Annotated in this window: 24 protein-coding genes, 1 pseudogene and 1 riboswitch; of the genes and pseudogenes, 15 read left to right on the forward strand and 10 right to left on the reverse strand. The window is 58.6% G+C overall.

The window, feature by feature from the left end; all coding sequences use genetic code 11:
• The first annotated feature begins 146 nt into the window (after positions 1 to 146).
• The 10 genes and pseudogenes from C2U40_RS27050 to C2U40_RS26260 all read left to right on the forward strand — a co-directional run bounded on the left by C2U40_RS27050 (position 147) and on the right by C2U40_RS26260 (position 5,380).
• Entirely contained in the window at positions 147 to 209 is a 63-nt protein-coding gene (locus C2U40_RS27050) for a hypothetical protein (protein WP_442778423.1), read from the forward strand.
• A gap of 98 nt (positions 210 to 307) precedes the next feature.
• Positions 308 to 529 carry a DUF7822 domain-containing protein gene (locus C2U40_RS26590; protein ID WP_199773222.1) on the forward strand — a complete coding sequence of 74 codons (222 nt, stop codon included), beginning with the start codon at positions 308 to 310 and terminating at the stop codon, positions 527 to 529.
• Positions 530 to 577: 48 nt separating this feature from the next.
• Positions 578 to 973 (forward strand): hypothetical protein, encoded by a 396-nt coding sequence (locus tag C2U40_RS26595; protein ID WP_199773223.1) that lies wholly within the window; start codon positions 578 to 580, stop codon positions 971 to 973.
• Between the two features lie 126 nt (positions 974 to 1,099).
• Positions 1,100 to 1,354 carry a hypothetical protein gene (locus tag C2U40_RS19545; RefSeq protein WP_103827084.1) on the forward strand — a complete coding sequence of 85 codons (255 nt, stop codon included), beginning with the start codon at positions 1,100 to 1,102 and terminating at the stop codon, positions 1,352 to 1,354.
• 263 nt (positions 1,355 to 1,617) lie between these two features.
• Positions 1,618 to 2,769: pseudogene (locus C2U40_RS19550) on the forward strand (IS3 family transposase).
• 40 nt (positions 2,770 to 2,809) lie between these two features.
• On the forward strand, positions 2,810 to 3,076 hold the full coding sequence (locus tag C2U40_RS19555) for a hypothetical protein (protein WP_146054342.1): 267 nt from the start codon (positions 2,810 to 2,812) through the stop codon (positions 3,074 to 3,076).
• 76 nt (positions 3,077 to 3,152) lie between these two features.
• Complete coding sequence (locus C2U40_RS19560; RefSeq protein ID WP_103827086.1) at positions 3,153 to 3,545, forward strand: DUF7674 family protein; 393 nt, start codon at positions 3,153 to 3,155, stop codon at positions 3,543 to 3,545.
• Positions 3,546 to 3,914: 369 nt separating this feature from the next.
• Entirely contained in the window at positions 3,915 to 4,025 is a 111-nt protein-coding gene (locus C2U40_RS27055; RefSeq protein ID WP_146054343.1) for a DUF3916 domain-containing protein, read from the forward strand.
• A gap of 285 nt (positions 4,026 to 4,310) precedes the next feature.
• Complete coding sequence (locus C2U40_RS27060; protein ID WP_442778424.1) at positions 4,311 to 4,478, forward strand: barstar family protein; 168 nt, start codon at positions 4,311 to 4,313, stop codon at positions 4,476 to 4,478.
• 500 nt (positions 4,479 to 4,978) lie between these two features.
• Positions 4,979 to 5,380, forward strand: coding sequence for a hypothetical protein (locus C2U40_RS26260; protein WP_146054344.1), 402 nt, complete (start codon positions 4,979 to 4,981; stop codon positions 5,378 to 5,380).
• A 687-nt stretch (positions 5,381 to 6,067) separates the two neighbouring features.
• Here the strand turns inward: C2U40_RS26260 and C2U40_RS19575 are convergent.
• The gene (locus tag C2U40_RS19575; RefSeq protein ID WP_016352131.1) at positions 6,068 to 6,400 is read right to left on the reverse strand and encodes a hypothetical protein; all 333 of its coding nucleotides are present in this window, start codon (positions 6,398 to 6,400) and stop codon (positions 6,068 to 6,070) included.
• Positions 6,401 to 6,735: 335 nt separating this feature from the next.
• A complete protein-coding gene (locus C2U40_RS19580; RefSeq protein WP_181014718.1) occupies positions 6,736 to 7,602 on the reverse strand; it encodes an EamA family transporter in 867 nt (288 codons plus the stop codon).
• 103 nt (positions 7,603 to 7,705) lie between these two features.
• Here C2U40_RS19580 and C2U40_RS19585 point away from each other — a divergent pair, with 103 nt between their 5' ends.
• Positions 7,706 to 8,164: an Lrp/AsnC family transcriptional regulator gene (locus C2U40_RS19585; RefSeq protein ID WP_016352133.1), complete on the forward strand. Its 459-nt coding sequence runs from the start codon at positions 7,706 to 7,708 to the stop codon at positions 8,162 to 8,164.
• Between the two features lie 118 nt (positions 8,165 to 8,282).
• On the opposite strand, the gene C2U40_RS19590 is transcribed toward C2U40_RS19585, so the two are convergent.
• The 4 genes from C2U40_RS19590 to treR all read right to left on the reverse strand — a co-directional run bounded on the left by C2U40_RS19590 (position 8,283) and on the right by treR (position 13,191).
• Entirely contained in the window at positions 8,283 to 8,888 is a 606-nt protein-coding gene (locus C2U40_RS19590) for a sugar O-acetyltransferase (RefSeq protein ID WP_103827088.1), read from the reverse strand.
• A 3-nt stretch (positions 8,889 to 8,891) separates the two neighbouring features.
• Positions 8,892 to 10,553 (reverse strand): alpha,alpha-phosphotrehalase, encoded by a 1,662-nt coding sequence (gene treC / locus C2U40_RS19595; protein ID WP_103827089.1) that lies wholly within the window; start codon positions 10,551 to 10,553, stop codon positions 8,892 to 8,894.
• 68 nt (positions 10,554 to 10,621) lie between these two features.
• Positions 10,622 to 12,052 (reverse strand): PTS trehalose transporter subunit IIBC, encoded by a 1,431-nt coding sequence (gene treB / locus C2U40_RS19600; protein WP_181014719.1) that lies wholly within the window; start codon positions 12,050 to 12,052, stop codon positions 10,622 to 10,624.
• Between the two features lie 191 nt (positions 12,053 to 12,243).
• A complete protein-coding gene (gene treR / locus C2U40_RS19605; RefSeq protein ID WP_011707530.1) occupies positions 12,244 to 13,191 on the reverse strand; it encodes a trehalose operon repressor TreR in 948 nt (315 codons plus the stop codon).
• Positions 13,192 to 13,329: 138 nt separating this feature from the next.
• Here treR and C2U40_RS19610 point away from each other — a divergent pair, with 138 nt between their 5' ends.
• The 3 genes from C2U40_RS19610 (at position 13,330) to ansB (ending at position 15,885) form a co-directional block, all read left to right on the forward strand.
• Complete coding sequence (locus C2U40_RS19610) at positions 13,330 to 14,280, forward strand: AEC family transporter (RefSeq protein WP_077095217.1); 951 nt, start codon at positions 13,330 to 13,332, stop codon at positions 14,278 to 14,280.
• Between the two features lie 219 nt (positions 14,281 to 14,499).
• Positions 14,500 to 14,694 (forward strand): heavy-metal-associated domain-containing protein, encoded by a 195-nt coding sequence (locus tag C2U40_RS19615; RefSeq protein ID WP_024944793.1) that lies wholly within the window; start codon positions 14,500 to 14,502, stop codon positions 14,692 to 14,694.
• Between the two features lie 132 nt (positions 14,695 to 14,826).
• Positions 14,827 to 15,885, forward strand: a complete 1,059-nt coding sequence (gene ansB, locus C2U40_RS19620) for an L-asparaginase 2 (protein ID WP_011707533.1) — start codon at positions 14,827 to 14,829, stop codon at positions 15,883 to 15,885.
• A 90-nt stretch (positions 15,886 to 15,975) separates the two neighbouring features.
• Here the strand turns inward: ansB and C2U40_RS19625 are convergent, their stop codons facing one another.
• Complete coding sequence (locus C2U40_RS19625) at positions 15,976 to 16,962, reverse strand: sodium:calcium antiporter (RefSeq protein WP_258040484.1); 987 nt, start codon at positions 16,960 to 16,962, stop codon at positions 15,976 to 15,978.
• An 88-nt stretch (positions 16,963 to 17,050) separates the two neighbouring features.
• Positions 17,051 to 17,158: riboswitch (yybP-ykoY riboswitch) on the reverse strand.
• Between the two features lie 193 nt (positions 17,159 to 17,351).
• Here C2U40_RS19625 and C2U40_RS19630 point away from each other — a divergent pair.
• On the forward strand, positions 17,352 to 17,939 hold the full coding sequence (locus C2U40_RS19630) for a superinfection exclusion B family protein (RefSeq protein WP_010635988.1): 588 nt from the start codon (positions 17,352 to 17,354) through the stop codon (positions 17,937 to 17,939).
• 60 nt (positions 17,940 to 17,999) lie between these two features.
• Here C2U40_RS19630 and C2U40_RS19635 read toward each other — a convergent pair whose 3' ends face one another.
• The 3 genes from C2U40_RS19635 to bfr form a co-directional block, all read right to left on the reverse strand.
• A complete protein-coding gene (locus C2U40_RS19635; RefSeq protein WP_010635987.1) occupies positions 18,000 to 18,458 on the reverse strand; it encodes a methylglyoxal synthase in 459 nt (152 codons plus the stop codon).
• Positions 18,459 to 18,546: 88 nt separating this feature from the next.
• The gene (locus tag C2U40_RS19640) at positions 18,547 to 20,652 is read right to left on the reverse strand and encodes a DUF885 domain-containing protein (RefSeq protein ID WP_103827092.1); all 2,106 of its coding nucleotides are present in this window, start codon (positions 20,650 to 20,652) and stop codon (positions 18,547 to 18,549) included.
• Positions 20,653 to 20,854: 202 nt separating this feature from the next.
• On the reverse strand, positions 20,855 to 21,334 hold the full coding sequence (gene bfr, locus C2U40_RS19645; RefSeq protein WP_011707537.1) for a bacterioferritin: 480 nt from the start codon (positions 21,332 to 21,334) through the stop codon (positions 20,855 to 20,857).
• Positions 21,335 to 21,382 lie beyond the last annotated feature (48 nt).

A 21,382-nucleotide genomic window follows, 5' to 3' on the forward strand; every position in this document is an offset into this window, starting at 1 on the left:
AGGCGGCATACTATTTTTTCGCCCCCTGCTGACAGCGTTATGCATCGGAGTAATCACTGTGACCAACCGTAGCTATCTCTATTCAACCAACGTTATTCCTAGCAAACGGTCGGAAACTGATCGGAGTTTCGGAGTGGAACTACGATATACCAATCATTTTTAATCTTCTTCTCTCTGGCAACCCCAAAACCTGTCCATCTTCGCTTTGAAATAACACGGAAGGAATAACGCTGATAGGTGACTACGCTTCAGGCGTAAAAACCTTGAGGGGTTCTTTTCGCAAGTAGTGCTTCCTGTAGCACAGGACTTGATTGCCGAAGCCATCGAGTTCTTGAGCAAACCAGAGAACCAAAACCAATACTTCGTTTTGGAGTGCGGTGAAATTTTCGACAAGGGGGAAACACCGCTTCTTGAGCAGAACCTAGCGCTCCTAGAGCAAGTAAACAATCTCCAGCGTGAAGTGGAACAGGCGTTGCAGTCTTTAGTTCCGTCCCCTGTTGTTCCACCTAAACCGGTTGGGTTCTTCTAAAAACTGTTTGGCAGTGCTCCCGAACCAACGAGTCCTGCGCACGATTTGATGAAGCCTATCTATGGCCTCGAGCTTGGAAACTGGTCAAACATTTTGTATTTCGACTTCACCAATACACAACAAGTCCGTCAACCGGACTGTCAAAAAGCTGCGCTTTCTTCCGTCCGGTTACATCCAACGTTAGGGTTCTATAGAGCTATGTCTACCAACGATCAAGATCTCTGTCTTATTTTCATTCCTGCCTTGGTGACACTCTTGTATAAAGCGGAGAAGGACAAGGGCTCCCCGCTCACGGAAAATGAAGTCATCAAAATTCGAGATGGCGCTACATGTATGGCTGTTCAGTTCTCCGTAGCCCTTGAGATGGAAGAAAAAAGAGGCTACCCCGATATAGTTGCAGAAGAGTCGTGGTCTGAGTGGCAAGCCGCACGAAAGACGCTTTGATCTGATCCAGGGGTAGATATTAGCCCCCCCCCACCACTTTGAGCGCTCTAGTGTTAAGATCATTATTTTATGCATACGCACCTTTTGTTCCCTTAAATCCTAAATTACTAAATTGGCACTTTAATCATGAAGAAACTGAGACATCAAATTCCTCTATGGGTAGCCCGAGGAAAAACAATAAAGCAACTTATCAAAGAACTAGAAAGCTTTGAGAATCAAGATTTAGAGGTCAGATTATCCCTCGATTATGGGGATACTCATAGCTGCATCAGCCTGGTTGCCAAAGGCTTTGACGATGAAGGAAATCAATACTGTGTTCTTTCCAATTCAGAGACCTACTATGAGAACGAATGGCAAGACTTTATGGATAAGCCTGATTAAAACGCATAACAAGTCAATTATCTGCACGCCTTCGGTGCCGGACACGCTAACTCTCGCCGGTTATTGAGGGATATATTGGAACACCCACCCTTCTGAGTGCCCTCGCCTCAGCCATCAGGCCGACGGCGCGCGCCAACGGTCCATCCTTGGACCGCAGCCCCTCGCTCAACATCCCGGTATTGCGAACTGGCCGATTGTAGTGGTCTAATCATCCCGGACACCGTTTTAGGTGGTACAGTCGCCACCCAGACCTGAGGTGTTCAATGACAAGATTACGTCGCTCATTCACTGCCGAGTTCAAGCTGGAAGCCGCATCCCTGGTGCTCGACCAAGGCTATTCAGTCCCCGAAGCCAGCCGTTCACTGGATGTCGGCGAAACCGTGCTGCGTCGATTGGCTCAGCAACTTCAATCAGAACGAAGTGGCGCTACACCTGCTAACCGGGCGCTGACCCCTGAGCAGCAGAAAATTCAGGAGTTGGAAGCCCGCATCAACCGGCTTGAACGCGAAAAGGCCATTCTAAAAAAGGCCACTGCTCTCTTGATGGCGGACGAACTCGTGATAGACCGATTAAGGGAGCAAGCCCCCACCACCCTGGTCTGTTGCGCTTTCGGTATACCAACCGCCTGTTTTTACGACTATCTGGCTCGCAAGCGCACAATTAACCGTGAACGGGTGCAGCAGAGAAGTGAGTTACGGTGTCTGTTCAAAGAGAGCAGAGACTCAGCTGGCAGCCGGGCCTTGATGTCAATGATGCGGACACTGGGGCATCAGATTGGCCGGTTCAAAGTGCATCGTCTGATGAAGGAGGCCGGGCTGGTCTCCAAGCAACCCGGAGCTCATCTTTATCAGGTCGCGCGGTCTGAATGACCGGATATTCCCAATCTTCTGGCGCGTGAATTTGATGTCCAGCAACCCAATTAGGTGTGTTACGGCGACATCACTTACGTATGGGCAGGTGGCCGCTGGCATTACCTGGCCGCGGTGCTCGACCTCCACACCCGACGGGTCGTGGGCTGGGCGATGTCCGGCAGACCTGATGCTGAATTGGCCGTGAAAGCGCTCGACATAGCGTATCAGCAACGGGGCTGCCCGTCTGGCGTGCTGTTTCACTCCGACCAGGGCAGCCAATACGGCAGCCGGGTATTTCGGCAACGGCTGTGGCGTTATCGCATGACCCAGAGCATGAGTCGGCGTGGCAACTGCTGGGACAATGCGCCGATGGAGCGGTTGTTCAGGAGTTTGAAGACGGAGTGGCTTCCGGCGACGGGTTACATGAGTCTGCGGGAAGCGAAACGGGATATCAGCTACTACCTGATGGATTACTACAACTGGCGGTGACCACATCAACACAATGATGGGATACCGCCAGCAGAGGCCGAGAATCGGCTTAACTGTGTGTCCGGATTTAGTTGACCACTACAACCTTCCATCTAATCACGGTGGGGTATTAGGAATGAAGAGCTTGTCTGTCGCGGACGTTGAAGGACCATGGGTCGACCCAAACTTCGAGTCCAGTCTCATTGAACGATGCCGAGAGAACTGGTCGGTGCCTGTGTCCAAGGTTTCGAACTACGTGCTTGCTACCTTCATTCGGCAGCGCATTGCACTTTGTTTGGTCGTGCCCGAGGCCAAGCAGCGAATCGCCGCAGGCTACATCGACGATACAGAGCTCAACGATGAAGAGCTCATTGTAGCGATTAATGAGGCACCAGATGCCTAACCAGTCGCTCGAGCGACTCGCATCGGCAGGTCGCCGCTAGCGGCTCAGCTTCAACGTTATAGAGCCTAAGTGCATCATGATAGAAAAAGATGAAATGTTAGAACTAGCAGTTAAAGCTTGCCCTAGCTTTAAGCCAGCATGGGCAGAATTCCTGGACGATTGGCAAGATGAAAAGGATTTGCCCATATATTTAGCACTTGGAGACCTTTCCAGGCATATTTCTTCACTTTTAGAAACTGCGCAAGATTCTGAAATTAAGGAATTGTTTGAGGTTGTAGAGCGTTGGCATATTGAGGGAAGCTCCTATGTGAAAAAGGCTGCCACAATTGGTTTGCTTGAGGGACTTCAAGGTCAGAGTAACGTGACATCAATAGAGCCCTATCTACTGCCTGAGAGCAAAAAGTGGTGGGACAAAGTAAACCAATTCTGGGGAAATGGTACATTAATTGACGAACAATCTGCCCTGTAACAAGTTGCATAACTCCCTTCCGGCCATAAACAACGTGGCTACACTACGTTTTGGCTGCCCATTAGCAAAGTGCTATACGGAAAAGGAAAAGTAGTCACAATACGAAGATTAAGTTTCAGTAGGCCCAATGGAAAAATTCGAAACCCTGAAAGGCACCTTAGAGCGTTGAATAGATGGGCAAAGGGATTCCAAGGGTTTTATCCTAAAAGTGATGAAGTCGATATCAGAACTTCAAAAACATGGACTTTAGAGCGGTTGATTCAAGGCCATAAGTCGAATTCCGAGTGGAAAGAGGGAGCGATTTTACAGCTCTTATAAGCAGCACAAAATATAAAAAACTCCCGACATTAAGATTAAGAAGGTGATTCATTGGTAGCTGTTTTACTTTGCTACCCTAACCTTTGGCCTAGCGAGGTTACTGTGTTCTTTGATAAAGAATACCTGAATAGATTTATTCCTTCTGAGCAGGGTGATCAATAAATCTTGAATAAGTATGGTATTTTTTGTCCACAAGAGTTCATCGAAGCTAGTTACATAGTTAAGTGGAGTAACGAAAATGGGGAACTAATCGAGCACAGTGAAGAGCGCTATACGATTTATGAAAAAACCTATAACAAGTCAATTAACTACGTGCCTTTCAGGCGCCGGGCGCGGTAAAGCTGCGCCGATTATTGAGGCGTTAGGCAAAAACTGATGTTTCGTGCACAGCTCATAGATATCGACCTCCTTGCTATCGCAAGCCCAGAAGAGCAGCACTCTTTGCTGATGAGATCGTTAAATTTTCTGGGGTGGTATGGAGCGAACTGGGATACTTTCTGGGACGCAATAACCGGCCTAGTTGAAATGCCATTCGTTATTAAATTTTTAGGCTGGCATGAGTTCTCTCAGCGCTTACCTAGAGAAGCGGACCTAATGAAAGTAGTGTCTTTCTGAAATGCAAGATGAGTACCCACAGCAAGCAAGACTGGTGATTTATGCTTAACAATACGCTTAATGCTGTTCACTTCGTTCGCTGGACGCCAAAAAATTACTCTTTTCTCCGCCCGTTAGCTTAATCGTTAGGCAACTAGGAAAAGCCCAATGCAGCTACATATTATTTATACCGAAAGCAACGTGCTGATCTAAAAGTACCCATACGCATCTTGTAATGAAATTCAGGCTTCGCATAAGACGCATATAGCTTCCCTCGGTCCTTGGGAGCATGAAGAGGCCATAGAGTACTTGGCGGACGAATACCCTGATCTTTCACCGCCTCTGCAAGAGCGGGTCGTAGCCTTTCTAACAGAGGCCTGCATTGTCAAAGTACTTACATTTCGCACGCAGTGGCCAGCAGCCTAACAATGCGCTCAAATGCCGCTCACTTCGTTCGCTGGACATGCAAAAGCTACGCTTTTGCATGTCCGTTAGTTTAATCGTTAGTATTCAAGGAAAGTATGTTCCATTTAATAAGAAATTCTTCGCTTGAAGTAACTCTTGATATTTCTGGCGTAGATGATCATCTTCCATCAGTAGCTTTTAATATAGGTATCACATGGTGCATGCCCTTTCAAAAGGCGAACATTGAAATATTAGAGTGTTGGTTTAAATATTCAGCTATAGATGTCTTTCATTCGGAGCTTAAGGCTTTGGTTAGTCTAGAAAACGGCGCAGCCACTCTGTCAGACTTGAGTAATAACCCTGTCTTTATCTTTACCAAGTATGGAAATGGGGTCGTTACGCAAATATTTACAAAAGACACGTCTGATCTTGGCCAAATATCACTAAAAGTAATAGGCTACTCTACAGAGTTACCTGAAATAGCAGAGAGGTTAGGTGCTTTCGAGAAATGGTGGTAAAAAGGACTAACAAGTCAAAGCTCACGGACTTGGCAAAGCTGCCACTTTTTTGCTCCAAAAAATCGCCAACTTCACTAAGCCGGTGTGTTTAGTTGCTAATGTACAAAATATGCAGGGCGAAATTGGGACACCCACAGTTCTGAGTACCACGTCGCAGCGGCCAACAGAGCCGCAACCTACCCCTTCGCAGTCAGCCACGGTATTGTCTACCTCCTCCAATCCGCCGAGGGGAAGAAACCAGGTCAGGAGCGCCATCAGGGATGATAGCGTAGCCGCAGCGGGACATAGATGCCCCATCTGCGGTGGTCCGTCCGAGCTTGTGACTGACCCAAGGGAGACCGCACAGTGGTCGGATGGGCGGGGGAAGGTCTTCCTGGTCCAGCAAGAAGTCACTCGCCACAGCCTAAAGGGCAGCAGCATGCTACTGCCAACGGATGGATGTCCCGCGCAATGCGTTGAACTGGCAGAGGTGTACAAGGCGCACGGCACCGACGGTATGATCGGACAGGGAAATGAAAGTTGGTGGCGGTATATCGGAAGAGAAGAGCTGTCGTACGGAGGATCAATCCGCAGGCTTGCACCTTTGAGTTCGTTGGCCAGAGCCGGAGCGGGCGTTTGTCAACGACGACAGGGAGGCCTTGGCCTCCCTGTCTTGTCTCACATTGGTGTCCGGTTGCCCTGGCTCCCTTAACGCTGCTTGCCGCTGCCGATACCGAACGGGATGCGGTAGTCGCTGCTCTGATCACCCAGGCTCACGGTCAGGTTGCCCTGGGTGCGGCTCGGGATCTGCACTTGCTGGGTGCCCATCAGGTTGGCATGGACGGAGGCAACCACGTCGCCAGACTCGTCACGCACTTCCAGCATGGGGTTGGCCTTGCCTTCGACGGCGGCGGTCGCGTGCCAGTTCACAAACAGCACACCCGGGGCGGCGTTGAAGTCAGCCGGAACGGAAGCCTGGGCGAAACCTGCGGTCATCAGGCCTGCAACGGCCAGCATCTTGATTACGTTTTTCATGTTCATTCACTCTCTTGGTTTTTATGTCATTGCCTGGGCCGACGGGCCCGAATCAATGCATCCTTGCAAGAGGTTATTCAAATAGTGTGTTGTTCTTTCACCGACATCCGGCACCCTGTTTGAGAGTGCCACAGCCTTGAACGACCAGTTATTTGGCCGCTTGGCGTTCCTGCCTAAGCGTTGAGTGAATATTAAACATCCAGGCCCGCCATTGTTAGCGAGATAAACTGGCCTACATGTTCAAAAAATCTGAAGTGGCTGTACATCCCGGGTTCAGCGAAGAGCAGACCCCCACCGGCGAGGTCATGAGGGTAGTTCGGCTGCCGTACGGGCCCGGCAGATCACGCCGGCTCGGTGCGCCGGCGCCCGCCTTGCCAGGTGGTGCCCATGGAGGCGACGATGATCGCCGCGATCCCCAGCCACTGGGTCGGGGGCAACTGTTCCCCCAGCAACAGCAACCCCATCAGGGCCCCCATGGCGGGTTCACCGCTGGTCAGAATGCCGTAGCTCTTGAGCGGCAGTCGGCGCAGGGCAAACATCTCGAGGGAGTAGGGAATCGCGCTGGAGAGCAGACCTACCCCCGCGATGGTCAGCACCACGGGCAGGGTGAAGGTAGCCTCGCTCGCACCACCGAGGCCGAAGGGCAGTACCAGCAAGGCCCCCACCCACATGCCCAGCGCCGGCGCCTGCGCCCCCAGCAGGGCACCGGCCCGCTTGCCGGTCAGCATATAGAGCCCCCAGAACACCCCGGCCCCGAGCGCCAACGCCGCCCCCAGCGGATCGAGGGTCTGTTCGGCCGCCCGCAGCGGCAGCAACAACAGCAGGCCGACGATGGCCAGCGCCAGCCAGAGGAAGTCTGCCCGATGGCGCGAGCCGAGCAGCGCCACCGTCAAGGGGCCGATGAACTCGATGGCCAGCGCCACGCCGAGGGGGATCCGCTCGATCGCCAGATAGAAGAGCAGATTCATTGCCCCGAGCGACAGCCCATAGGGGATGGCCCCCAGCAGGGTGCGTCGATCGAGGGGCATTCGCCAGATCCGAAACACCAGCGAGAGGAGCAAGGCGGCGCATCCCAGCCGGAACAAGGTGGTACCGGCGGCCCCGATCAGGGGAAACAGGGACTTGGCCAGCGAGGCGCCGAGGGTAATCGACAGCATGGCGAGGATGACCGCCAGCAGGGAGGAGAAAGCAGTGGTGTGCGGTGGCATCTTGTTCAAACCTGAGCAGACAATGAGAAGTAAAATATATCTGGCGACGGCCGTAATTTCGGTCTAAAACTGGCCCTATTCGATAATTTTTATCTCTCTCCCCATGACCGACAAATTCGATCTGCTCATCCTCGCCGAATTGCAGCAGGATGCCCGCCTGCCGATCCCCGAACTGGCCCACCGGGTCGGCCTCTCGGCACCGGCCTGTTACCGCCGCGTGCGGGCGCTGCGGGAGGCGGAACTCATCGAACGGGAAGTGGCACTGGTGGCACCCGCCACCATGGGCTGGCCCATCACCATGCTGGTACTCGTGACGCTGGAGCGGGATCACGGCCGCATCGTCGATGAGATGATCGCCAGCCTGCAAGGGGAGCCGGAGGTCATGGACCTCTGGTACGTCACGGGGGAACAGGACTTCGTGCTGCAGGTCGCCGCGCGGGACATGCAGAGCTACGACCTGTTTACCCGGCGGGTGCTGCATGCCAGGGAGCAGGTGCGCAGCTTCAAGACCCTGGTGGTCATGAAACAGCACAAACGCTGCGGAGCCTTGCTGCCTGCCTGAGGTGAGAACGCACTGCCCGGTCGGGCTGGCACGTCCTTGGGAAGAAATCAGACGAAGGATGGCGCCTTGAACGCGGCGCCAGATCTCAACCGGGGCGGGATTGCCCGCCCCGGCTGGGTCAGACCGCCGCCAGCTCCTCCGCCGTCATCGGCCGCAACACCTTGCAGGGGTTACCGGCCGCCACCACGCCCGCTGGCACATCCTTGGTCACCACCGAGCCCGCGCCGATAACGCTGTTGTCCCCTATGGTGACGCCGGGGCAGATGACTGTACTCCCGCCAATCCAGACGTTGTGGCCGATCCGTACCGGCTTGCCGAACTCCACCCCCTTGATGCGCGGCGCCACCGCCACCGGATGAGCGGCGGTGTAGATCTGCACCCCGGGCGCCAGCAGCACGTTGTCGCCGATGTGCACCTCGCACACGTCGAGGATGGTGCAGCCCACGTTGGCGTAGAAGTTCTCGCCGACGAAGATGTTGGCGCCATAGTCGCAAAAGAACGGCGGGTTGATGGCGCACGCTTGGCCACGGCCGCCCAGCAGTTCATGTAGCAGGGCATCCCGCGCCGGTTTCTCCTGCCAGCTGGTGTTGAAGGTGTGATAGAGCCGGCGGCAGCGCTCGCGCGCCGCCTTGAGCTCAGGGTCGCCTGCATCATAAGGCGCCCCCGCTACCATCTTCTGCCACTCGGCGCCACGCACCGCCGTCTTCGTCATCACCTCGTTCATCGCCTACTCCACCAGCCAGATCAGGGATTCATAAGGGCGCAGCATACAGGACTGCGGCCGGGCCGGGCTATCCGGGTAGTTGCCAAGCAGCAGGCGCCCCTTGCCGGTGGCCAGCTCGTCCGGCAGGGCGAAGGTGGCCGGCTCGCCGTAGAAGTTGCTCACCACCAGCAGGGTCTGGCCGTTGGCGCGGCGGGCATAGGCCCAGATCTGTGGGTGCCCTGCCTGCAGCTCCTGATAATCCCCCTGGGTGAAGATGGGATGAGTCTTGCGCAGGCGGATCAGATCCCGGTAGTGCCAGAACACCGAGTTCTGGTCGGCCAGCGCCGCCTCGGCGTTGATCTCGGGGTAATTGGCGGCGGGCTTGAGCCATGGCGTTCCGCTGGTGAAGCCGGCGTTGGGGGCGGCGCTCCACTGCATCGGGGTGCGCGAGTTGTCGCGGGACTTGGCGCCGAGAATGGCCAGGATCTCGGCCTCGCTCATCCCTTCAGCCTGCTTGATGGCGAAGATGTTGCGGCTCTCCACATCCTGATAGTCATCGATGCGCTGATAACCGGGGTTGGTCATGCCGATCTCCTCCCCCTGATAGATGTAGGGGGTGCCTTGCAAGCCGTGCAATGTGCTGGCCAGCATCTTGGCGGCCACCACCCTATGCTCGCCCTCGTCACCGAAGCGGGAGACGATGCGCGGCTGATCGTGATTGCACCAGAACAGCGCCGACCACCCCTTGCCGTGCATGCCGCTCTGCCAGTGGTTGAAGATGCGCTTGAGTTCGAGGAAATCGAACGGTGCTTTCGTCCACTTGTCGCCGTTAGGGTAATCCACCTTCAGATGGTGGAAGTTGAACACCATGGAGAGCTCGGAGCCATCCAGTGCGCCGTAACGCTGGCAGTGCTCCAGCGAAGTAGAGGACATCTCCCCCACCGTCATGGCGCCGACCGGGGCAAACACCTCGCGGCTCACATCCTGCAAGAACTCGTGGATGCGCGGCCCGTCGGTGTAGAAGCGGCGGCCATCGCCAATCTCGTCATTCGGGAACGCCTGATCCTTGGAGATGAGGTTGATGACATCGAGCCGGAACCCATCCACCCCCTTCTTGGCCCAGAAGTGGATGATGTTTTTCACCTCGGCACGTACCGCCGGGTTCTCCCAATTGAGATCCGCCTGCTCGCGGGCAAACAGGTGCAGGTAGTACTGACCGGTGAGGTCATCTAGCTCCCAGGCACTGCCGCCAAACTTGGATTGCCAGTTGTTGGGCACACCGCCATCCACCGGATCGCGCCAGATGTAGTAGTCGCGGTAGGGACTGTTTTTATCCCCCAGCGCCGACTTGAACCAGGCGTGCTCGGTGGAGGTGTGGTTCACTACGATATCCATCACGATGCGGATGTCGCGCGCGTGGGCGGCAGCCAGCAGCGCCTCGAAGTCCGCCATGGTGCCGTAAGCGGGGTCGATGGCAAGGTAGTCGGCGATGTCGTAGCCGTTGTCCACCTGCGGGGAGACGTACACCGGGGTCAGCCAGAGGGCATCGACACCGAGGGTCTTGAGATAGTCGAGGCGGGCCATGATCCCCTTGAGATCGCCGGTGCCACGGGCAGCGGAATCCTGAAAGCTCTTGGGATAGATCTGGTAAATCACGGCGCTCTGCCACCAGGGTGTTTGGCTCATGGGTCTTGCTCTTGTCTCGAATGAAAAAGGGAGAGGGCGACCCCTGCGGGTCGCCCTGATGCGTGGGATCAGGCGCTGGCCTGGGCCAGCTTGCCGGCCGCCTGCTGGCGCTTGTAGACCAGCAGGGTCAGCACCACCGGCACCACGATGGCGACCAGCATGGCGAGGGAGTAAACGGCCCAGTATTGCGGCTGGATGGAGAGGATGCCCGGCAGGCCGCCTACCCCGATGCCGTTGGCCATCACCCCGGCGAAACCGCAGATGAGGGCGGCAAGGCTGGAGCCCACCATGGCGCACAGCATGGGGAACTTGTACTTGAGGTTGATGCCGTACATGGCCGGCTCGGTCACCCCCAGGTAAGCGGAGATGGCGGCAGGCACCGAGATCTCCCGTTCGTTCTCCTTGCGGCTGATCAGAATGATGCCGACGACTGCAGAAGCCTGAGCGATGTTGGAGAGGGCGATCAGCGGCCAGATCGGGGTGCCACCCATGCTCTGCATCAGCTGCAGATCCACCGCGTTGGTGGTGTGGTGGATGCCGGTGATGACCAGCGGCGCGTAGAGGAAACCGAACAGGGCGGCACCGATGGGAGCGAAGGAGCCTGTCATGGCGGCCTTGGCAGCGAAGCCGACACCGTCACCCAACCAGCGACCGAACGGGCCGATAAAGGCGTGGGCCACGATCACCGCCAGCAGCAGCGAAACGAACGGCACGATCACCAGATAGAGATAGGCCGGAATGATGCGCTTGAGGTTGGTCTCCACCCAGGCCAGGAATACCCCCGCCAGCAGGGCCGGAATGACCTGGGCCTGATAACCCACCTTCTGGATCACGAACAGGCCGAAGTCCCACACCTCGGGGGTCTGCTGACCGATGCCGTAGGCGTTCATCAGTTGCGGGGAGACCAGGGTGATACCGAGCACGATGCCCAGGATCTCGGAGCCGCCCATCTTCTTGACCGCAGACCAGCAGACGCCCACCGGCAGGAAGTGGAAGATCGCCTCGCCCAGCAGCCAGAGGAAGGCATGCACCTGAGCCCAGAACTGGCTGATCTCGGTAAGGGTGTGAGTGCCATCGTCGAACATCTTGATGTCGCCGATGACGTTGCGAAAGCCCAGGATCAGACCGCCGGTGATGATGGCGGGCAGCAGCGGCACGAAGATCTCCGCCAGATGGGAGATGCCCCGCTCCAGCGGATTCATGTTCTGGCGCGCCGCCTGCTTGGCGGCCTCCTTGCTGCCACCGCTAACGCCGATCTCTTCGGTCAGCGCCTTGTACCACTGCTCTACCTCGTTGCCGATGACCACCTGAAACTGGCCACCCTGGGTGAAGCTGCCCTTCACCGCCGGGATGGTTTCGATGGCCTTGCTGTCGGCTTTGGCCGGATCGTTCAGGACGAAGCGCAGCCGGGTCAGGCAGTGGCTGACGGTGGCGATGTTCTCCTTGCCACCGATCTTGTCGATGAGCGTGGCCAGGTGTTGTGCGTTGATCTTGGACATGAGTCTTCCCTCTGTGACTCCATTGATATTGGTCTGCGTCGCCCTTTTGGGCCAGTCAGTGGGCCCGAGCGTTTTTGGTATCGTTCCCATTTAGCATGCCGACAATCTGGCCAGATCAAAATGGGAACGTTCCCATTTCGTGGCCGAGCTCACAAAAAGCACATTTTTTGTGCAGGACTAGGTGATGGCAATCACAGAGGGTGGCTGGGGGCTATGGTCGCCAGCGGAGGCAGATCCTGCTCGATCTGGCCGAGCAGCTGACGGGCCGCCTGCTCGCCCGCCCCCTTGTAGCCCAGATCCAGGCTGAGGGCGTTGGGGAAGAGAAAGCTGAGCATGGGGTTGTTGCCAAGACCGGTCACCAGCACCTCGCTGCGCCCCTGCTCCTGCAGGTATTTCGCCGCGCCGATGGCGAGGGTGTCGCTGGCGCAGACCAGGGCGCCGGTAGTCGGGGTGAGCAGCTCTCCCGCCAGCCTATAGCCGCTCTGCAGGCTGAGATCACCGAGGGCACTGCGCGCCGCCAGCCCCTGCTCGGCGCAGTAACCGAGGTAGGCGTCGAGCCGGCGCTGACCGGTGGTGAGGTCGCTGGTATCCACCCCCAGATAGGCGATGTCGCGAATACCGCGGGCGGCGAGCTGGTCCAGCATGGTGTGCACCGCACCGGCATCGTCAAAACAGACCGAGGAGAAGCCGGGGTGATCGCGGGCGACCAGCACCAGCTTATCCCTTAGCGGCGCCATGGCGGCATAGTCCAGGTCGTTGAAGGCGAACAAAATAATGCCATCCACCCCGCGCCGCTCCAGCACCGCCAGATGCTCCTGCACCTTGGCGGGGGAGAACTTGCTCTCCATCAGCACTGCGTCGTAACCGCGCTGATAGAGGGTCTCCAGCATGCCGCGCACCGCCTGGTTTTCCGAGCTGGAGTCGAGCCGCGAGACGATGATCCCCACCACCTGCTGGCTCTGGCTGCGCATGGCCCGCGCCGACTTGCTCGGCACGAAGCCGTGTTCGGCGATGATCTGCTCCACCCTGTCGCGGGTCGCCTGCTTCACCTTGGGATCCTGATTGAGCACCCGGGAGACGGTCGACTTGCCGACACCACTGAGTCGGGCGATATCGAGGATGGTCAGTTTTTTGTCCATGAAGTGGCTCACAGGGGCTCGGCGGTGGAATTGCCCACATTGTTGTGATTAACCCCTGTGAATACAAGCCCATGGCGTTAGAATGCCCCTTTGGCCCAGCGAACGCCGTGCCATTCGCCATCGCACAGGACGCGTATTATGGATCTGTTGGCAAGTCTGCACTTCTCCCTCTCCATCACGGGCCCCATCTGCGTGGTGCTGCTGCTCGGCATCTGGCTCAAGCAGCTGGGACTGTTGCCCGACAGCTTCGTCGAGTCCGCCTCCCGCCTGGTGTTCCAAGTCACTCTGCCCGCCCTGCTGTTCCTCAGCATGGTGCGCACCGACTTTTCCACCATGCCGAGCCCATGGCTCATCCTCTACGGCCTGCTCGGCACCCTCACCGGCTTTCTGGTGCTGGAGCTGCTGGCAGCCCGCTTCATTCCCGAGCGGCGCCAGCGAGGCATCTTCGTGCAGGGCAGCTTTCGCGGCAACATGGGGATCATGGGGCTGGCCTATGTACAGAACGCCTATGGCGCCGAGGGGATCGGCGCCGCCGCCCTGCTGGTGGGTTCGGTCACCGTGCTCTACAACGTGCTCGCGGTGATCACCCTGACCCGCAGCCTGGGGGGCAGCAAGGGGATCAAGCCGATCCTCAAGGGGATCGCCAAAAATCCGCTGATCATCGCCATTCTGTCCGCCCTGCCCTTCGGCCTGCTCGGCATCGAGCTGCCCCAGCTGGTGATCACCACCGGCAACTACTTCGCCAACATGACCCTGCCGCTGGCCCTGCTCTGCACCGGCGCTAGCCTCAACCTCAAGGCCCTGCGCGGGGGTGCCCTGCTGACCGGCTGGGCCACCGCCAACCGGCTGTTCTGCATCCCGGTGCTGCTGGTGATGGGGGCCTGGGCACTGGGCTTCAGCCCGCAGGCGCTCGGCATCCTGTTTCTCATCAGCTCCACCCCCACCGCCGCCGCCAGCTATGTGATGACCCGCGCCATGGGGGGCGACAGCGTGCTGGCAGCCAACATCATCGCCACCACCACGCTGGGTTCTCTGGTCAGCACCAGCCTGGGCGCCGCCCTGATGAACTACCTGGGGCTGATGGGCTAGCCAGCAGCAAACGTGCTGGCCCTCCATGCAATCATCATCATCGCCACCACCACGCTGGGTTCTCTGGTCAGCACCAGCCTGGGCGCCGCCCTGATGAACTACCTGGGTCTGATGGGCTAGCCAGCAGCAAACGGGCTACCCCTCACTCCCTCATCACCCCTTGACCTTGCCGCGGGCGGCAGCTTTACGCTGACTGCCTATCAACAGAGGAGATATCCCATGACCATCGAACTCACCGTCTCCGGCATGTCCTGCGGTGGCTGCGCCGCCAGCCTGCAAAAAGCCCTGCTGGCCCAGCCTGCCGTCAGCAGCGCCAGCGTCGACTTTGCCAGCAGCAAGGCCGTCATCGAGAGCGAACTGAGCAAGGCCGAGCTGATCGCCCTGATCGAAGCCAAGGGCTTCTCAGCGAGTTAAATTATCTCTATATAGGTATAAAACAGGTTAAAATTCTGTACCCAGCTGTTTTTTGGTGAGAGTCATCACAAACCCCGGCAACAAAAAGCGCAAACTTGCTGCAATTTTTCTCACCTCAGAAGGATTTGCTGCATGACTCTCCCGATCCGCAAGACCCTGCTCGCCGCCGTCCTCGGCCTGACCCTCTCCCCGATGGCCATGGCCCTGCCCAACGTCCATATCCTGGCCACCGGCGGTACCATTGCCGGGGCGGGACAGTCTGCCACCCAGTCCAACTACGAGGCCGGCAAGGTGGCCATCGAGACGCTGATCGCCGCCGTGCCCGAGATGAAGAACGTGGCCGACGTGCAGGGTGAGCAGGTGGTCAAGATCGGCTCCCAGGACATGAACGACGAGGTGTGGCTCAAGCTGGCCAAGCGGGTCAACGAGCTGCTGGCCAAGGATGACGTGGATGGCATCGTCATCACCCACGGCACCGACACCATGGAAGAGACCGCCTACTTCCTCAACCTGACCGTCAAGAGCGACAAGCCGGTGGTGCTGGTCGGCGCCATGCGCCCCTCCACTGCCATGAGCGCCGACGGCCCGATGAACCTCTACAACGCCGTGGTGACCGCCTCTGACCCCGCCTCCAAGGGGCGTGGCGTCATGGTAGCGATGAACGACACCGTGCTCGATGCCCGCGACGTCACCAAGACCAACACCACCGGGGTGCAGACCTTTGCCTCCCCCAACTTCGGCCCGCTCGGCTACATCCACAACGGCAAGATCGACTATCAGCGCAGCCCAGCCCGTCTGCACACCAGCAAGACCCCGTTTGACGTGAGCAAGCTCGACAAGCTGCCGCAGGTCGGCATCGTCTACAGCTACGCCAATGCCACCGATCTGCCGGCCAAGGCGATGGTGGATGCCAAGTTCGACGGCATCGTCAGCGCCGGGGTGGGCAACGGCAACCTCTACCACACCCTGTTCGACACCCTGGCCAAGGCGAGCAAGGACGGCATCCGGGTCGTGCGCTCCGCCCGCGTGCCGACCGGTTCCACCACTCTGGATGCCGAGATCGATGACGCCAAGTACGGCTTCGTCGCCGCCGAGACCCTCAACCCGCAGAAAGCACGGATCCTGTTGATGCTCTCGCTCACCCAGAGCAAGGATCCGGCCCAGATCCAGCGCTGGTTCCAGCAGTTCTGACCGCCCTGCCGGCATCGGCCGGCATGGGGTGATGACAACAACAAGGGCGGGACAAGATCCCGCCCTTTTGCATCTGGTATGGCTGGTGCCTCAGTTCGCCATCAGCCAGCCGCAGAAGCCAAGATAGATCAGCCCCACCCAGGCGAGCCTGCCCGCCGTCATCCGCTCCCGACTGAACCCCCACCACAACAGCACGACCGCCAGCAGGGTCACCAGCGAGGAGACCATCATGGTGCTGTCCAGCAGCCAGGGGGTGAACAACAGGCAGAACGCCTTGGGAATGGTGCCCTGGATCATCATGGCCCCCGAGATATTGGCCAGCGCCAGCCGGTGCTTGCCCTGCCGCACCCAGATCAGCACGTTCATCAGCTCGGGCATCTCGGTCGCCACCGGGCTCAGCAACAGGGCCGCCAGCACCGGCGAGAGGCCGAACAGCTCGCCCATGCTCTCCAGCTGGTGAACGAACAGCTGGGCCGCCAACGCCACCACCACCAGCGCCACCAGGGTTTGCAGCAGCACCTTGCCGAGCGCCGGGATCTCGGCGCCCGGATCCAGCTTGAGGGGCTCTGGCAACTCGACCTCGTGGCTGTCGGTCTGTTTCAGCTCACGCCGCACATAGACCAGATACACCAGTACGAACAGCGGGGCCAGCCAGGTTTTACCGGTGAAGGCCACCATGCCGAGGGCCACCGCCACCAGGAAGATACCAACGAACCAGGTCTGATCGAGGCCTATCTCGCGCTGCACCTCACCATCGATGGCCCTGTGCTCGCGGCTCATGCACAGCAGCAGGGTCACGCCGACGGCGGCATAACCAATGGTGGAGAGTACCAGCGGACCGCCGAGGGCGGCGCCTATCCCGATCTGCTGCTGAGCGGGGGCATCCCCCATCAGCAATGCGGTCAGGGTGACGATGCACTCGGGCAGGGCGGTGCCAAGGGCCGCCAGCAGGGAGCCGGTGGCACTCTGGGAGAACTTGAAGTGGTGGCCGGTCCATTCGATACCGTTGACGAAATATTCGCAGGCCAGATAGATGGTGACGGCAGAGAGCAGAAATAACAGCAGGGTGATCAGCATGATGAGTAACCGCCAGGCGAGCAGAACAACCAATGGACCCGATACGGCTCGCCCGGCTGGCTTGCATATCGAGGCCAAAGGTCTTGCAGAGCGATGGATACCATCGCCGCCCATGCCATGGATCTGAGGATCCAAGAATGTTGACATGAGCCCTGCCCGGATCACGGGCGGGTTGCTACTCCCCTATGACAGTGCGGGCTTTTTACCAAGTTGAGCGCCACCTCACAAGGCAAACTAATGATCATTCGCTCAACAAGTTGTAAGGGAATGTAACCGTCCCCCACCGGCTTTGCCGTCCGGATCCACTCCCCTGCCGGCGAACGCTTCGCCTTGGCACACCGTTTGCTATGAGATGACTACTGTCCACACTGATTTGGGAAGGGTGAACGATGAAACGGTGGATCCAACATTTCTATCAACTGAACCGCCTCAACTGGCTGATGGTCTGGCTGCTGCTCTGCTGCAGCATCATCCTGCTGTTTCCGGCCGGTTTGATGAAGGGGGCCGTCAGCCAGTGGGCCGCCACACACGCCGCCTGGCTAGGCGTCGGCATGCTGATCGCCATCTCCTACTTCTGCAGTCAGGGCTTCCTGATCGCCTGGGAGTGGGCCTGCGACGAGTGGCAGTCCCGCCGCCAGCAGGATCAGCTGGCCCAGATGATCTCCTTTCTCGACTTCAACGAGAAGGCAGTGCTGCGCGAGTTCGTGCTGCAACGTAAAAGCGTCATAAACTTGCCGATCACCGAGCCTGCCGTCAAAAACCTGATGGATGCCGGCGTACTGACCTATGCCTATGGCAAACCGGTGCGCGAGAAAGAGGACGAGAACCAGATCCGCGCCCTGATGATTGCCCTGCCAGCCCGGCCGCTGCTCACCTACAAGGTGCTGGGGTTGTCGCGCGGCAAGATGAGCGACGAGCAGGTAGAACAGATCATGAATGCCAGACCCAAGTTCGCGCAGAAAAGCTTTCAGCGCTGATCTTCGTTCCCGCCAATAAAAAGAGCCGGCCCCTTGGCCGGCTCTGTCGTTTCTGCCCCGTTACTGGGTTCTCGCCTTGAGATAACCGGCGTAGTCCGGGATCTGCACGCTGAACGCCTGGCGCATATGGGGGCTGTCCATGATGAAATCGGCGGTCGCCTCGTTGGTGGCGACCGGGATGTTCCAGACTGCCGCGAGGCGCAACAAGGCCTTCACGTCCGGATCATGGGGCACCGCATTGAGGGGATCCCAGAAGAAGATCAGCACGTCGATCTTGCCCTCGGCGATCAGGGCGCCGAGCTGCTGGTCGCCCCCCATGGGGCCGGAGAAGAGACAGGTGATGGGCAGTTGTGCCTGCTTGCCGAGCATGGTGCCGGTGGTACCGGTGGCGTAGAGATGGTGGAGCTTGAGCTCCTCCTTGCGCCGCATCACCCAGTTCAGCAGGGGGGTCTTCATGTTGTCGTGAGCCACCAGCGCCACTCGCTTGTGGGCCGCCATCTCACGGGCGATCTGTTCCATGGACATCATCCGTAGCAGTGTTGTTTGAATAGAGCCGTATCCTAATCGAAAGCGGCGCCCGTTGCCTTGCCGGGCGCCGTAACTGTGATCACTTCGACTGTTCAATCCACTGCTTGTTCTTCTGCTCCAGCACCGAGATGGGCAGCATGCCGTATTCCAGCACATGGTGGTGGAACGCCTTGAGGTCAAAGCCTGTGCCCAGCGCCTGCTCGGCCGACTCCCGCATCCGGATCAGCGCCAGCTGGCCCGCCTTGTAGGAGGTCGCCTGGCCGGTGTAGGCCATGTAACGCGGTACTTCGGAGCTGATGTCCCCCGCCCCCAGCGCCGAGTTCTCCTTCATGTAGTTGACGGCTTGGTCGTGGCTCCAGCCATACCAGTGGATGCCGGTATCCACCACCAGCCGCATGGCCCTCAGCATCTCCTCGTTGAGGCGGCCGAAGTACTGCAGCTGGTTGTTGAAGGCGGACGATCCCTCGACCTTCACGTCCCCCACCGCCGGATCATAGAGACCGCGCCCCTGATAGAGCCCCATGTCGTGATCCGCCAGGTATTCGGTGTAGAGCGCCCAGCCCTCCGCATAGGCGGTGTAGGAGGCGTTCGCCACGTACTGCGGGAAGTCGGGATCCTTGGCGGCCAGCTCCTGGGCTATGGTGATCTGGAAGTGGTGACCCGGCGCCGCCTCGTGGGCCAGCAGGGTGCTGATGTTCCAGCTCTGCAGACCATAGGGGTAGTAGGTGTTGAGGAAGAACTGCCCCTTGCGGCCCGTCTGCGGGTTGCCGTCCTGATACCAGGCCACCCCGCCGTATGGCGCATCTTCATAGGAGACGGGCACCACCTCGTAATCCAGCTTGGGAATGGTACGCTCGGCATCGAAGAAGTCCAGCAGCACCAGCGCCGCCTTGCTCTTGAAGGCGTTGTACTCCTGCAGTGCACGCTCGTGTTCGGCCAGCGCCTGTTGCTGCGGCCCGCTCAGGGTCGCCCCGGCTGCATTGTCCGGGTTGAGGCCGGCGGACCAGACCGCCAGCGGGTTCTGATAGAAGAAGGCCGGCTCGTTCAGATAGCGGAAGAAGGCGTAGATCTGGCCGCTCTGCTTGCTCTGGGCCACATCGTCGCTGTCACACTTGCCGACGGTATGGCACACCTTGACCATGGCGCCGAAGATCCGCTCCACCTCGCTCAGCCCCAGCGCATGCACCTGCTCCGGCGTCATGTCGGTGGTGGTGTGCTTCTTCAGCAGCCAGCGATACCAGTCGCGCCCGTTGGTCATGCCGCAGAAACCGTCGTCGCACTCGCCGCTGCCAAGGCGCACCGCATAGGCGCCGCCATGCTGGTAATCCAGGTAGTCGCGCAGCGCCAGATAGCGGCCGTTGATGCTGTCCAGCACCCCCTTGTACTCGCTGCGCAGCGCCTCGTCCGCCTCTCCCGGCAGTTGCTGCCAGCCGAGATAGGCGCCGGCGATCGCCTCCCCATCCAGCTTGCTGTTGAGCTGGGCCAGCAGCCGGTCCACCAGCTCGTCCGGCAGAGTGTTGCCCTGGGCGCTGCCCAGTTCGAACTGGTGCTTCACCTCGGCAAGGTAGCCGTCATAGGCCTTGAGCCAGGTGAGGTGCTCCTGATACCAGGCCAGTGGTGCGATCGCGGCCCTCGCCTTGCTCGCCGGAACCGGTGCCGCGGCCGGGCGATCGATATCGCGCCGCCAGGCGGCATCTCCCGGTGCGACCCGCTCGGCCGAACTCTGCTCGAAGTAGTCGAAGCCACCCTCGACGGTGCGGGCGGCCCTGCCACTGGCGGGGGCAGCCCCCACCTCATCGGCCAGATCCACCACCCGGTTGCGGAAGTGATGGATCGGGATCTGGGACTGGGGCAGATCGTAACCCGCCAGGTTGATCTGCAGATCCCAGCGGATCATGTCGTAGAACAACCGGTCCCGTTCGCTCAACACGCTCGAGTCCAGGGCATCCAGCCGTTTGAGCAGGGAACTGTCGAGGGCCTTGCGCTTGGCGATGCTGGCGGCATCGATGGCAAAACCGTAGGGGTCGAGCGCCTGGCCTTCGCGCAGGGCCTCGTCCATGGTCTGCATCAGAGAGGCCTTGGTGGCGGCGGGATCCGCCGGGGCGTTGGAGCTGTTGTCGTTGCAGGCAGCGAGCGAGAGTGCGATGGCGCAAGCCAGCGCCAGCTTGTTGGGCAAGAAGTGCATGGTGTAGTCCTTTAACCGTTGTTATTGTTTGTCCCCAATAAGGGGTTCCAATAGTGCATCTCTCCCGCGGACTTTTTTGCGACCTGATTAACAAAAATAAGCTTATTTTTCATGGTGATAAGCATCATGAAAAGCTATGCAGCCAGACATTAAAAAACCCGCCGCAGCGGGTTTTTTAATCGTTTTTTCATGCCATAACTATTCAGGAGCCGCCGTGATGCAGCTGGGACTGCTGATAGTTCTCCAGTCCGATGCGATCGATGAGATCGAGCTGGGTCTCCAGCCAGTCCACGTGCTCCTCCTCGTCTTCCAGGATCTCCTGGAACAGGTCGCGGCTGATGTAATCCTGCACCGACTCGGCGTAGGCGATGGCGACCTTCAGGTCCGGGATGGCATCCATCTCCAGCGACAAGTCGCAGCGCAGCATCTCCTCCACCGTCTCGCCGATGCGCAGCTTGCCCAGATCCTGCAAGTTGGGCAGTCCTTCCAGAAACAGCACCCGCTTGACCAGCTCGTCGGCGTGTTTCATCTCATCGATGGACTCGTGATACTCCTTGTGACCGAGCGCCTTGAGGCCCCAGTCATCGTAGATGCGGGCGTGCAGGAAGTATTGGTTGATGGCTATCAGCTCATTGGCCAGCACCTTGTTGAGGTGGGCAATGATCTTGGGATCTCCTTTCATCGACAGTGCTCCTTGGTTCGTGCCTGAGGCCGAGATCCTTAGAGCTTA

The sequence above is a fragment of the Aeromonas sp. ASNIH4 genome, from assembly GCF_002934425.1.
In the GTDB taxonomy this organism is placed as follows: domain Bacteria; phylum Pseudomonadota; class Gammaproteobacteria; order Enterobacterales; family Aeromonadaceae; genus Aeromonas; species Aeromonas hydrophila.

What these genes read in the sequence shown, in the direction of transcription:
- C2U40_RS26595 (WP_199773223.1), top strand. Translation starts at nt 578, where the DNA reads ATGAAGCCTATCTATGGCCTCGAGCTTGGAAACTGGTCAAACATTTTG.
- C2U40_RS19545 (WP_103827084.1), top strand. Translation starts at nt 1,100, where the DNA reads ATGAAGAAACTGAGACATCAAATTCCTCTATGGGTAGCCCGAGGAAAA.
- C2U40_RS19555 (WP_146054342.1), top strand. Translation starts at nt 2,810, where the DNA reads ATGAAGAGCTTGTCTGTCGCGGACGTTGAAGGACCATGGGTCGACCCA.
- C2U40_RS19560 (WP_103827086.1), top strand. Translation starts at nt 3,153, where the DNA reads ATGATAGAAAAAGATGAAATGTTAGAACTAGCAGTTAAAGCTTGCCCT.
- C2U40_RS27060 (WP_442778424.1), top strand. Translation starts at nt 4,311, where the DNA reads ATGAGATCGTTAAATTTTCTGGGGTGGTATGGAGCGAACTGGGATACT.
- C2U40_RS26260 (WP_146054344.1), top strand. Translation starts at nt 4,979, where the DNA reads ATGTTCCATTTAATAAGAAATTCTTCGCTTGAAGTAACTCTTGATATT.
- C2U40_RS19575 (WP_016352131.1), bottom strand. Translation starts at nt 6,400, where the DNA reads ATGAACATGAAAAACGTAATCAAGATGCTGGCCGTTGCAGGCCTGATG.
- C2U40_RS19580 (WP_181014718.1), bottom strand. Translation starts at nt 7,602, where the DNA reads ATGCCACCGCACACCACTGCTTTCTCCTCCCTGCTGGCGGTCATCCTC.
- C2U40_RS19585 (WP_016352133.1), top strand. Translation starts at nt 7,706, where the DNA reads ATGACCGACAAATTCGATCTGCTCATCCTCGCCGAATTGCAGCAGGAT.
- C2U40_RS19590 (WP_103827088.1), bottom strand. Translation starts at nt 8,888, where the DNA reads ATGAACGAGGTGATGACGAAGACGGCGGTGCGTGGCGCCGAGTGGCAG.
- treC (WP_103827089.1), bottom strand. Translation starts at nt 10,553, where the DNA reads ATGAGCCAAACACCCTGGTGGCAGAGCGCCGTGATTTACCAGATCTAT.
- treB (WP_181014719.1), bottom strand. Translation starts at nt 12,052, where the DNA reads ATGTCCAAGATCAACGCACAACACCTGGCCACGCTCATCGACAAGATC.
- treR (WP_011707530.1), bottom strand. Translation starts at nt 13,191, where the DNA reads ATGGACAAAAAACTGACCATCCTCGATATCGCCCGACTCAGTGGTGTC.
- C2U40_RS19610 (WP_077095217.1), top strand. Translation starts at nt 13,330, where the DNA reads ATGGATCTGTTGGCAAGTCTGCACTTCTCCCTCTCCATCACGGGCCCC.
- C2U40_RS19615 (WP_024944793.1), top strand. Translation starts at nt 14,500, where the DNA reads ATGACCATCGAACTCACCGTCTCCGGCATGTCCTGCGGTGGCTGCGCC.
- ansB (WP_011707533.1), top strand. Translation starts at nt 14,827, where the DNA reads ATGACTCTCCCGATCCGCAAGACCCTGCTCGCCGCCGTCCTCGGCCTG.
- C2U40_RS19625 (WP_258040484.1), bottom strand. Translation starts at nt 16,962, where the DNA reads ATGCTGATCACCCTGCTGTTATTTCTGCTCTCTGCCGTCACCATCTAT.
- C2U40_RS19630 (WP_010635988.1), top strand. Translation starts at nt 17,352, where the DNA reads ATGAAACGGTGGATCCAACATTTCTATCAACTGAACCGCCTCAACTGG.
- C2U40_RS19635 (WP_010635987.1), bottom strand. Translation starts at nt 18,458, where the DNA reads ATGGAACAGATCGCCCGTGAGATGGCGGCCCACAAGCGAGTGGCGCTG.
- C2U40_RS19640 (WP_103827092.1), bottom strand. Translation starts at nt 20,652, where the DNA reads ATGCACTTCTTGCCCAACAAGCTGGCGCTGGCTTGCGCCATCGCACTC.
- bfr (WP_011707537.1), bottom strand. Translation starts at nt 21,334, where the DNA reads ATGAAAGGAGATCCCAAGATCATTGCCCACCTCAACAAGGTGCTGGCC.